11 protein-coding genes are annotated in these 11029 nt (G+C 63.2%); all 11 read left to right on the top strand.

What is annotated here, in order from left to right:
• Positions 1-211: 211 nt before the first annotated feature.
• The 11 genes from gcl to ACLRGI_RS12510 all read left to right on the top strand — a co-directional run bounded on the left by gcl (position 212) and on the right by ACLRGI_RS12510 (position 10964).
• On the top strand, positions 212-1987 hold the full coding sequence (gene gcl / locus ACLRGI_RS12560) for a glyoxylate carboligase (protein WP_419201977.1): 1776 nt from the start codon (positions 212-214) through the stop codon (positions 1985-1987).
• A gap of 25 nt (positions 1988-2012) precedes the next feature.
• A complete protein-coding gene (locus ACLRGI_RS12555) occupies positions 2013-3188 on the top strand; it encodes a glycerate kinase (RefSeq protein ID WP_419201976.1) in 1176 nt (391 codons plus the stop codon).
• On the top strand, positions 3181-4530 hold the full coding sequence (gene allB, locus ACLRGI_RS12550) for an allantoinase AllB (RefSeq protein WP_419201975.1): 1350 nt from the start codon (positions 3181-3183) through the stop codon (positions 4528-4530). The genes ACLRGI_RS12555 and allB overlap by 8 nt, the downstream gene beginning before the upstream one ends.
• A gap of 10 nt (positions 4531-4540) precedes the next feature.
• Positions 4541-5356 carry a winged helix-turn-helix domain-containing protein gene (locus ACLRGI_RS12545; RefSeq protein WP_419201974.1) on the top strand — a complete coding sequence of 272 codons (816 nt, stop codon included), beginning with the start codon at positions 4541-4543 and terminating at the stop codon, positions 5354-5356.
• Between the two features lie 81 nt (positions 5357-5437).
• Positions 5438-5905: a thioredoxin-dependent thiol peroxidase gene (bcp, locus tag ACLRGI_RS12540; protein WP_011776131.1), complete on the top strand. Its 468-nt coding sequence runs from the start codon at positions 5438-5440 to the stop codon at positions 5903-5905.
• A 225-nt stretch (positions 5906-6130) separates the two neighbouring features.
• The gene (locus ACLRGI_RS12535) at positions 6131-6352 is read left to right on the top strand and encodes a type II toxin-antitoxin system HicA family toxin (protein WP_419201978.1); all 222 of its coding nucleotides are present in this window, start codon (positions 6131-6133) and stop codon (positions 6350-6352) included.
• Complete coding sequence (locus tag ACLRGI_RS12530; RefSeq protein ID WP_419201973.1) at positions 6345-6932, top strand: hypothetical protein; 588 nt, start codon at positions 6345-6347, stop codon at positions 6930-6932. The genes ACLRGI_RS12535 and ACLRGI_RS12530 overlap by 8 nt, the downstream gene beginning before the upstream one ends.
• Positions 6933-7112: 180 nt before the next feature.
• Positions 7113-8234, top strand: coding sequence for a PP2C family protein-serine/threonine phosphatase (locus tag ACLRGI_RS12525; protein WP_419201972.1), 1122 nt, complete (start codon positions 7113-7115; stop codon positions 8232-8234).
• A 19-nt stretch (positions 8235-8253) separates the two neighbouring features.
• Complete coding sequence (locus ACLRGI_RS12520) at positions 8254-10230, top strand: glycosyltransferase family 2 protein (protein ID WP_419201971.1); 1977 nt, start codon at positions 8254-8256, stop codon at positions 10228-10230.
• The gene (locus tag ACLRGI_RS12515) at positions 10220-10552 is read left to right on the top strand and encodes an STAS domain-containing protein (protein WP_024818166.1); all 333 of its coding nucleotides are present in this window, start codon (positions 10220-10222) and stop codon (positions 10550-10552) included. The genes ACLRGI_RS12520 and ACLRGI_RS12515 overlap by 11 nt, the downstream gene beginning before the upstream one ends.
• Complete coding sequence (locus tag ACLRGI_RS12510) at positions 10545-10964, top strand: ATP-binding protein (RefSeq protein WP_419201970.1); 420 nt, start codon at positions 10545-10547, stop codon at positions 10962-10964. The genes ACLRGI_RS12515 and ACLRGI_RS12510 overlap by 8 nt, the downstream gene beginning before the upstream one ends.
• Positions 10965-11029: the final 65 nt, after the last annotated feature.

Raw genomic sequence — 11029 nt, 5'->3', positions numbered from 1 at the left:
CCCCCCCCCCCCCCCCCCCCCCCCCCCCCCCCCCCCCCCCCCCCCCCCCCCCCCCCCCCCCCCCAGATCAGTATCAATGTCTCGTGGGCTCGGAGATGTGTATAAGAGACAGTTTGTGTACAGATAACGCCCGAAAAACACCTTCTAAAGGGCGTTATCTGTACACAAACTCGCTTCAGCACACCCAAAAACAGACTTCAAGGAGTACACCATGGCAAAGATGCGCACCGTTGATGCGGCCGTAGCCATCCTGGAAAAGGAAGGCGCAACCGAAGCTTTCGGTCTGCCCGGCGCAGCGATCAACCCCTTCTATTCCGCAATGCGTGCCCACGGCGGCATCCGCCACACGCTGGCCCGCCACGTTGAGGGCGCCAGCCACATGGCTGACGGTTACAGCCGCGCAGCTGATGGCAACATCGGCATCTGCATCGGCACGTCGGGCCCCGCAGGCACGGACATGATCACTGGCCTGTACGCAGCCCAGGCTGATTCCATCCCCATGCTCTGCATCACCGGCCAGGCACCGGTTGCCAAGCTGCACAAGGAAGACTTCCAGGCCGTGGACATCGAGTCCATCGCCAAGCCGTTGACCAAGTTCGCCATGACCATCCTGGAGCCGGGCCAGGTTCCCGGCGCGTTCCAGAAGGCGTTCCAGCTGATGCGCTCGGGTCGCCCGGGCCCGGTCCTGCTGGACCTGCCCATCGACGTTCAGATGGCCGAGATCGAGTTCGACATCGACGCCTACGAACCCCTGCCGGTGGAGAAGCCCAAGGCTTCCCGCAAGCAGCTGGAAAAGGCACTGGACCTGCTGACCGCTGCCAAGCACCCGCTGATCGTTGCCGGTGGCGGCATCATCAACGCCGGCGCTTCGGCCCAGCTGGTTGAGCTGGCCGAGATCCTGAACGTTCCCGTTATCCCCACGCTGATGGGTTGGGGCACCATCCCGGATGACCACCAGCTGATGGCCGGCATGGTTGGCCTGCAGACCTCGCACCGCTACGGCAACGAGACGTTCCTGCAGAGCGACTTCGTGATTGGCATCGGCAACCGTTGGGCCAACCGCCACACCGGCGGCCTGGATACCTACACGGCCGGCCGTAAGTTCGTGCACATCGACATCGAGCCGACCCAGATCGGTCGCGTTTTCTCCCCGGACTTGGGCATTGCGTCCGACGCCGGTGCGGCGCTGGACGGTCTGTTGGAGCTGGCTCGCGAACGCCAGGCTGCAAAGACCTTGCCGGACTACTCGGGTTGGGTTGCCGAGTGCCAGGAGCGCAAGGGCTCCCTGCACCGCAAGACCAACTTCGACAACGTGCCCATCAAGCCGCAGCGCGTGTACCAGGAGATGAACAAGGCCTTCGGCCGCGACACCACCTACGTGTCCACCATTGGTCTCTCGCAGATCGCCGGCGCACAGATGCTGCACGTGTTCGGCGCCCGCAAGTGGATTAACGCAGGCCAGGCCGGTCCGCTGGGTTGGACCGCTCCGGCAGCCCTGGGTGTTGTTCGCGGAACCCCGGACGCCACCGTTGTTGCCCTGTCCGGTGACTACGACTTCCAGTTCATGATCGAGGAACTGGCCGTGGGCGCCCAGTTCAACCTGCCGTACATCCACGTTGTGGTGAACAACAGCTACCTGGGCCTGATCCGCCAGAGCCAGCGCGGTTTCAACATGGAGCAGAACGTTTCCCTGGCCTTCGAGAACATCAACAGCCCGGAGACCAACGGCTACGGCGTTGACCACATCAAGGTTGCCGAGGGCTTGGGCTGCAAGGCCATCCGCGTTGAGGACCCCAACGATCTGCCGGCCGCTTTCGACAAGGCCAAGGCACTCATGGGCGAGTTCAAGGTTCCCGTGGTGGTTGAAGTGATCCTGGAAAAGATCACCAACATCTCCATGGGCGTTGAGATCAACGGTGTGAACGAGTTCGAAGAGTTGGCAGAGTCCGCGGCGGACGCACCCACCGCGATCCTGGCCAAGGCCTAAAGAGAATAAGTAAGGAGGCACCGGAATGCGTGTTGTCATCGCCCCGGACAAATTCAAGGGCTCGCTGTCCGCGCCCGACGTCGCCAAGCACCTGGCAACAGGCCTGCAAGCGGGGTTCGGCAAGGGCATAGAAGCAACACGCATTCCGGTGGCCGACGGCGGCGAAGGAACCATCGACGCCGCCATCGGCTCCGGCTTCACCCGCCGGACCACCACCGTCACCGGCCCGCTCGGCGAGCCAGTGAAGGCCGACTTCGCAGTGCGGGACCAGGAAGCTGTCATCGAAATGGCCGCGGCTTCCGGCCTCGCCCTCCTGCCGGACGGCCCCACGTCTGAAACAGCCAAGACGGCCACCAGCATCGGCACGGGCGAACTCATCCGCGCCGCGCTGGACCTCGGCTGCCGCAAGATCATTCTGGGCGTAGGTGGCAGCGCCAACACCGACGCCGGCGCGGGCGTCCTGCAGGGCCTCGGCGCCGTGTTCCTGGATAAGGACGGCAACGAGCTCCCCGGCGGCGGTGCCGCCCTCGCGGACATCGAGACAATCGACTTCTCCAACTTCGACGTCCGCGTCGAGGCAACGGAGTTCGTGTTGGCGTCCGACGTCGACAATCCCCTTTTGGGGGCCAGCGGAGCCCCAGCCATCTTCGGTCCGCAAAAGGGCGCGACGCCGGAAGACGTCGCCGAACTGGACGCAGCAGCAAGCCACTTCGTGGACGTGCTCGCAGCAACCACCGGGCAGCACGCCAAGTTCGCGGCCAAAGCAGAAGGCGCTGGAGCAGCAGGCGGCGTTGGCTACATTGCCATTGCGGCACTGAAGGCAGAGCGTCGGCCGGGCATCGACGTCGTGCTTGAATTCACTGAACTGGAGCACAGGCTCAAGGGCGCCGATCTGGTGATCACCGGAGAAGGCAGCCTGGATGAGCAAAGCCTGCTCGGCAAAACGCCCATGGGTGTCTCGCGGGCGGCGCAACGGAACGGGGTTCCCGTGATCGCAGTGTGCGGCCGGAGTACCCTGAGCCGTGAACAACTCACGGATGCCGGCTTCCACACGGTGCATGCACTGACCGATCTGGAAAAAGATGTCCAAAAATGTATCGCTGAAGCAGGTCCGTTGCTTGAACAATTAGGTAGGCACATAGGCGTGTACCTGGCGGAACGGACCGGCAACCTCGACAACAAGGAGTACCTCAATGTCTGAAGCAATCGGCGCCTATGACCTCGTTCTCCGGGGCCAGCGCATCCTGACCACCGCCGGACTCGCAGCACGCGAAGTTGGCATCCGCGACGGCATCATCGTCGCAATCGAACCCCTGGGCAACGGCCTGACGGGCAACGAGGTCATCGAACTCGCAGACGACGAAACGCTCATCCCCGGCCTGGTGGACACCCACGTGCACGTCAACGAGCCCGGGCGCACCGAGTGGGAAGGCTTCGCCTCCGCCACCCGTGCCGCTGCCGCCGGTGGCGTGACCACCATCATCGACATGCCGCTGAACAGCATCCCGCCCACCACCAGCGTGGACGGCCTGGAGCAGAAGCGCGTGGTCGCCAAGGATCAGGCATTCGTGGACGTCGGATTCTGGGGCGGTGCCATCCCGGGCAACAAGAGCGATCTCCGCCCCCTGCACGACGAAGGCGTCTTCGGCTTCAAGTGCTTCCTCCTGCACTCGGGCGTGGACGAGTTCCCGCACCTGGACGCGGATGAGATGGAAGAGGACATGGCTGAGCTCAAGTCCTTCGACTCCCTCATGATCGTCCACGCAGAGGACTCCCACGCGATTGACCGCGCACCGCACCCCGGCGGCGACCACTACGAGACCTTCCTCGCATCCCGTCCCCGCGGTGCCGAGAACAAGGCAATCGCCGAGGTCATCGAACGCGCACGCTGGACCGGCGCCCGCGCCCACATCCTGCACCTCTCCTCCTCAGATGCATTGCCGATGATCGCCTCGGCAAAGCGCGACGGCGTCCACCTCACCGTTGAGACGTGCCCGCACTACCTGACGCTCATGGCCGAAGAAATCCCCGACGGCGCCACGGCCTACAAGTGCTGCCCGCCCATCCGCGAGGCCTCCAACCGAGAGCTCCTCTGGAAGGGCCTGCAGGACGGCACCATCGACTGCATCGTCTCGGACCACTCCCCCTCCACACTGGATTTGAAGGACCTGGAAAACGGCGACTTCGCTGTTGCATGGGGCGGCGTTTCCTCCCTGCAGCTGGGCCTGTCCCTGATCTGGACCGAAGCCCGCCACCGCGGCATCCCGCTGGAACAGGTGGTCTCCTGGATGGCTGAGAAGCCCGCTGCCTTGGCCCGCCTGCACAACAAGGGCCAGCTCGCCCTGGGGTACGACGCCGACTTCTCCATCTTCGCCCCGGACGAGGCCTTCGTTGTGGACGTCACCAAGCTCAAGCACAAGAACCCGATCACGCCGTACGACGGCCGTCCGCTGGCCGGCGTCGTCCGCAAGACCTACCTGCGCGGCACCCCGATCGACGGCCAGAACCCCGGCGGCAAGCTGCTCCGCCGCGGCAACGTTTAGGTCAACCGCCATGGCAGTCAATGCCTACGGGCCGCCGCCGTCGCGAGGACCCGCAGCACGCGGAACGTCCCCGCGCCGGCCTGGCCCGAACCCTCGCAGCTTGAACCCCCAGAGCCTGAATGAACGGAACGGCCTCACAGCTCACGGGCTGGCCCTCTGGGTCAACCCGGCCGAGGGCGACGAGATCGATCCCGCAGTCTGGGAGCGGGCAGCACGCCTTGTGCTGGCCCGCGCCATGAAACTTGCCCCGGAGGCGGAAGTCCGCATCTGGCCCGCCACCGGGGCACAGCACTCCGGCGTCGGCGACACTTCCTGGGGCGGCACTCCGCAGGAAGCCGCCGACGCCGGTACCAACGGCACGCAGAGAAGCACAGTGACACTCGCCGACGCCCTCGCGGAGGCGCGTTCAGTGACTCGTGCAGAATCGGCCCGAGCGGAAGAGGCGGAGCGCAAAACGGAGGGCGACAGCACCGACGTCGAGCCCGTAACGTTGGCCAGCCGCCGTAGCCAACTTGCGGTGGACCTCGCCGCTGAAGTAGTGCTGCTGGGCGGCGAGCCGGTTTCCTTTACTGGCATGGAATACAAGCTGCTGCGCTACCTCGTGGTCAACTGCTCGCGGGCCATCAGTCGTGAAGAATTGCAACGTTTTCTGGAGTCATTTGACCTCCCCGGCGCGGCATTTCGCTCGATCGACGTTTATGTTGGAAGGGTGCGGCGGAAGCTAGGCTCCGCCCGACACACCGTCGCCACCGTCCGTGGTGGCGGCTACCAGTTCGTGCCAGGCCCATATGCCACGGTGCGCGGACCTGCGGAATACAGCATCTAAGTTCGCTGTTCTGTCCATTAGACAATCCGTTTTTTGAATGATGAATGCCGGCTGTTTGCCGGTGAAACGTAAAGGATCGCCATGACCCAGAAACTCCTCGTCGGAACGCAAGCACCTGATTTCGCGCTTCTCGACGCCGACGGCACCAAGGTCTCGCTGTCCGATTACCGCGGACGCAACGTCATTGTGTACTTCTACCCGAAGGCAGCCACCCCCGGCTGCACCACCGAGGCTTGCGATTTCCGCGACAACCTCGCCAGCCTGCAGGGCAAGGGCTACGACGTCATCGGGATCTCCCCGGACGGCCCTGAGGACCTCGCAAAGTTCACCGGTGAATTCGCGCTGACCTTCCCGCTGCTCTCGGACGAAGACCACTCCGTGGCCCTCGCGTACGGCGCATGGGGCGAGAAGCTGGTTGACGGCGAAATCGTTGAAGGCCTGGTCCGCTCCACCGTTGTCCTGGACGGCGAAGGCACCGTGAAGCTCACCCAGTACCAGGTTTCCGCGCAGGGCCACGTCCAGGCGCTCAAGGAAGAGCTGGGCGTCTAACCCTCTCCCACATCCCACGTGCTTGAGGGAATCCCTCTCTCACACCCCGCGCGCTTGAGCCGAACGCTCTTCCACATCCCGCGGGCTTGAGGGAATCTCCATGAACTTCTGATTTGCAGTTCGCTAACCCGTGTCCGGTAGGCTGTCCAAATTGGAGCTGGAAGGGCTTGGGAGCATCTCCCTAGATATGGGAGGAGCTATGTGGGAAGCAGCGATTTCCCGTCAATGGACGCCAAGAAACTCCGCCGCATCGTTACCCGTTTAGGCTACACGCCGTCTGGTAACGGCAAGGGGAGCCATGAGAGACTTGAGTGTCCAGGACGTCCCCCTCTGACGTGGGCTTTTCACGCAAAAAAGGAAGTCGCGGGAGGTCTCGTCAAAAAAACATTGATGAAGGACGTCGGACTGACGAAAGAACAGGCGCTGGAGGCGATAAAACGTGGATAACGCGCAGATGATTATTACCGACTGGGGTGATGATTTGGCGTGCTCGGTAGCCAGCCCTCAACTCCCAGGAATTGTTGCCGCCTACGACGGTCACCCAGATGCGATCGAATTGTTCAAACTTGCTGTCTCTGCGGGCCTTTCGCCGGATGGCAACATCGACGTTCACATTCAGCGTGCCGTTGAAGTGGAAGATAAGCAGTTTTTTATCCGCTGTCGTCATGACCACAGGAACGATGATCGGGGCAGAGTCGCAAGTCGGATCGAGCATGAAGTTCTTCAGGATGCTGGACTACGTGAGTACGCAGATGCCGACAAATACGACGAAGCCCTCATCGTTGCAACTCTTCCAACCGACCGACTACGCAATATCATGGCTGGTGTAGATTCCGGGCAGCCGTTTACCATCGGTGCCATCCGCGAGGACGCCGTAATTTACATCGGACTTCTGAGCAGTAGTGGAAAGGGTCGAAGGCTCTCAGACCTTGGGCTGGACGACTCGTCCACAGTGGGGACGCTCTTCGACCGCCTAAGCGAGGATCCTGCGCACCAGCACGACAAGGTGCTTGTTTCGGCTTGGTAGTTCATGGTCCATAGGCGGCAACGTCCGGGGCGCTACTGACAAACCAATCCAAACATCAGCGTCTAACGTGCTCTAACATAACTGCACAAAATATGTAACGCCCGCCCACATTTGTGAGCGGGCGTTTCATGTGTCGTGACTAAACGTGACAAATACCCAGCAGCATTAGTTAATGGAGCCATGGTCTCTCCCACGCCCGTGCGCCATGCTGTCGTTGTCGAAGACGACGCTGACATCCGCGGACTTCTCGTACTCGTCCTCGAGCAGCTCGATTTCGTGGTGACCGAAGCGCCCGACGGTCTCTCCGGCGTCGAGGCTGTCCGCAGAACCAACGCCGAATTGGTGACGCTGGACATCAATCTCCCGGACATCGATGGCATGGAAGTCTGCCGTCGGCTCAGGGAATTCTCTGACGCGTACATTCTCATGCTCACGGCCCGTGCCGATGAGATCGACAGGCTCAACGGCCTGGACACCGGCGCGGATGACTACATCAACAAGCCGTTCAGCCCCAAGGAACTCCAGGCCCGCATCCGCGCCCTGTTCCGCCGCGCCGCCCGCACGCCTGCCCCAGCAGCCGAGGACAACGGCCAGAGCGACGAACTCGCCCGCGCAGCAGTGGTGCAACAAAGCCTCCTGCCGCGCGAAACGGTCCGCCTGAACGGTTACGACGTCGCCGGCGCCTTCCGTCCTTCGCGAAGCGTTGGCGGGGACTTCTACGACTGGTACCAGACCAGCGACGGTATGCACCTCACGTTCGCGGACGCCATGGGCAAGGGCATGGGAGCTGCGCTCATCGCAGCAACAGTCCGCGCCGTGATGCGGTCCGTGGCGGACACCCCTGAAATCGATGCCGCGTTCGGCTCGGCCAGCGCCACCATCACCTCTGACCTGGACCAGTCCGGCTCCTTCGTCACCATGTTCCACGCGCGCCTGGACAGTGCCTCGGGCACGCTCAGCTATATCGACGCCGGCCATGGGCTTGCGCTGCACGTTCCCGCTGAGGGGGCGGCACGGCGGTTGGTCTCAGCCGGACCGCCCGTGGGCATCCTCGAGGACCAACTGTGGCCTGCTTCGGAGCTGGAACTGGAGCCGGGCGATTCCCTGGTGATCGTCAGCGACGGCGTGCTGGATGCCCATGCCTCCTTGGACGAGTTCCAACGGAACGTGGAGAAGGTGGCGCGCAGCGGAGCTACCTCGGACCATGTGTGCGCCGCCCTGCTTGAGTTGGCACCGGCGTCAACCGCTGAAGATGACGTGACCGCCGTCGTCGTTCGCCGAAAACCACACGCAGGACTGTAAACAGCAAAAGGGGGGATTTGTGACACGTTTCTGGACTCGGCTGATCGTTGTGTTGACGGTCATTCTGGGCGTCAATTATGTGGCGTGGCGCTGGATGGCCTCGCTGAACTGGGAAGCCTGGTGGATCGCCGTTCCCTTGGTGATCGCCGAGACGTACAGCCTGATCGACGTGATGCTTTTCGGGCTGACGGTGTGGAACATCAAATTCCGCAAGCCTCCTCCCCCTGCGCCGGCCGACGCCACCGTGGACGTTTTCATCACCACGTACAACGAGCCGCTGGATCTGGTGATGACCACGGCCTTGGCAGCCAAAAACATCACCTGGCCGCACAGTACCTGGATCCTCGACGACGGCGACCGGCCGGAGATGCGCGAACTCGCCGAGTCGAACGGGATCGGCTACGTGACGCGCGGCGCGGACTGGACACCGGACATGCCTCGGCACGCCAAGGCAGGCAACCTGAACAACGCGCTCATGGTCACCTCGGGCGAGTACCTGTTGATTCTGGACGCCGACCAGATCCCCGAGCCGGACATCCTGGACAAGACGCTTGGCTACTTCAACGACGAAAAGGTGGCGCTGGTCCAGACCCCGCAGTACTTCATCAACGTCCCCGCCGACGACCCCCTGGGCAGCCAGGCTCCGCTGTTCTACGGGCCCATCCAACAGGGCAAGGACGGCTGGAATGCTGCGTTTTTCTGCGGATCCAACGCGATCCTCCGCAGGGAAGCCCTCATGCAGCTGGGCCTGGTGGGCTACGTCAAAGCCACCGAGAAGAGTGTCCGGCGCGCCCTTGCTGCCTCCCGGACCGCCATCAGGAAAGCGCGGCGATCACCCGAGGCCGGGAACCCGCTGGTGGAGCAGATGCTCAACGAGGTGGAAGCTGCCACGGAATCCGCGCAGCAGGAGCTCGAAGCCGGGGCGTCCCTCAGCGAAATCACGTACCGGGTACGCCGCCAAGTGGACGACGCCGTACGCACCCTCGTGGCCGCCGACTTCTCAGCACTCCAATCGGACCTAGAAGAAATCGCCGCCATGGAACTCGCCCACGTCGGCGAGTCGGGCGTGACCACTGTGGCGACTGACGCCGTCGACCGTATGTCCGGGCGCGACTGGTCCCCCTTGGGTGCGCTCGAATCGGTCCACGCAGTCCTGGACGCCATTTCCGTGGAGCGCACTGACGAAGCCCAGCCGATCATGCCGCTGGCCACCATCTCCGTCACGGAAGACATGGCCACCGCCATGCGCCTGCACGGCCTCGGATGGAAGAGCGTCTACCACCACGAAATCCTCGCCAACGGGCTGGCCCCTGAAGACGTCAAAACCATGCTGACGCAGCGCCTCCGCTGGGCCCAAGGCACCATGCAGGTCCTCCTCCGCGAGAACCCGCTGGTCCAACGAAGCCTCACATGGGGCCAACGGCTCATGTACTTCTCCACCATGTGGACCTACCTGAGCGGCTTCGCGGCCGTGGTCTATTTCGCGGCGCCCATCATCTACCTGACGCTCGGCATCCTCCCGGTCAACAGCATCAGTTTCGACTTCTTCATCCGCTTCATCCCGTTCATGGTGGTGAACCAACTGCTGTTCCTGGTAGCCGGACACGGCATTCCCACTTGGCGCGGACAGCAGTACAGCCTCGCGCTGTTCCCCACCTGGATCAAGGCGTGCACGACGGCGGCGCGGAACGTTTGGTTTGGCCGTCCCCTCGGGTTCGCGGTCACCCCCAAGGCGCGGCAGAGCGGTGGGCCCAGTTGGAGCCTGATCCGTCCCCAGATCATTGTGGCGGTGCTGCTGGCCGTGGCGTTGGTTGTTGGTCTCATCCGGCTTCTGGCAGGAATGTCCGAGCCCTTGGGGACACTGGTGAACGTGGCATGGGTTGCGTTTGACCTGGTGGTCCTGAGCGTCCTGGTCAAGGCAGTTTTGTACAAGGGTTTTGAGCCTGAAGTTGTTGGGCCTCAGAGCCCCGAGGAGAGGAATGCAGATGCAGTTTAGCTATGAGGTCAACGACTCCTACGCGGAGGTGAAGAGCGTGGGCCGGCTGAACATGGTGGCCGCGCCCAAGCTGCGCGAGGTAGTGAATGAGGTGGTGGCCGCTGGCTCCAGCCGGGTTGTGGTGAACCTGGCAGAGACTGACTTCATGGATTCCTCCGGGCTCGGTGCACTCATCGGCTGCCTCAAAGCTGCACGTCAGGCAGGCGGTGACCTCCGGATCGCAGGAGTCCAGCCGCAGGTGAAGATGGTCTTGGAACTGACCAACATGGACCGGGTGCTCACGGCGTACCCCACGGCCGAAGCTGCGTTCGGCGATGACTGAGGTCATCGCCCGCCGGGGCTTCCATGGGCCGTCCAACGACGAAGCTATCGAAGCCATCCACAATGAGCTGGACGCTCTGTGGGACGATGCTTCCTTCGTGCCGGACATGGACCGGATGACCTTCGCTACAGCCGTGATCGAGGCAGCGGCGAACATCGTGCAGCACGCACTTCCCGTGGCAGAGAAGCCCGTGGAGATCGACGTCGATATCAGCGTCCGCCCCACCCGGCTGGTGGCCCGGGTCAGTGCGTTCAACGCCCGGGAACCGTTCGCCAACGACATGCAGGCGAACATGCCGGACGAGGATGCCGAGTCCGGGCGCGGGTTGGCCCTCATCGAGGCACTGGTGACCACTGTGACGTTTGAGCGCCAAGACGGCACCAACACGTGGATCCTGACCCGCGACACCTGATCGCTCTCTCACCTCCCACGTGCTTGACCTGATCGCTCTCTCACCTCCCACGTGCTTGCGTGCAG

The organism is Paenarthrobacter sp. PPS72, assembly GCF_048537125.1.
GTDB classification, from domain to species: domain Bacteria; phylum Actinomycetota; class Actinomycetes; order Actinomycetales; family Micrococcaceae; genus Arthrobacter; species Arthrobacter nitroguajacolicus_E.
Note: the sequence above shows the minus strand (reverse complement) of the source record. Positions and strands in the feature narration are given on the sequence as shown.